The 258-nt window shown below is 43.8% G+C and carries 1 protein-coding gene; it reads left to right on the top strand.

From position 1 onward, the window contains the following. A partial coding sequence (locus tag AAEZ18_RS19170; protein ID WP_352256013.1) for a hypothetical protein occupies positions 1 to 258 on the top strand: 258 nt, incomplete at both ends.

Raw genomic sequence — 258 nt, forward strand, 5'->3', positions numbered from 1 at the left:
TGTTTAAACGATCCGACTAATACCAATGAAGGTTTTTATCGTAGCAGCGCAGGCGACTGTGAAGACCAAGTTAATGGCAGTAGCAACCAAGGTTACGATACAGAAATCGATCCAGAAACAGGTAAAGCAGTAAGTGATGGGACTCCTTATGCTTGGACTGGCAGTAGCCGAAGCTTTCGTCAAAACGAGACATCTGATGAACGTGATGCAGTATTTTTTGCACTGCAATACCAACCGTCAGCTGATTGGGATATTAAC

Origin of the sequence: Pseudoalteromonas sp. 19-MNA-CIBAN-0066, assembly GCF_040308705.1 — a bacterium.
Lineage (GTDB): Bacteria > Pseudomonadota > Gammaproteobacteria > Enterobacterales > Alteromonadaceae > Pseudoalteromonas > Pseudoalteromonas nigrifaciens.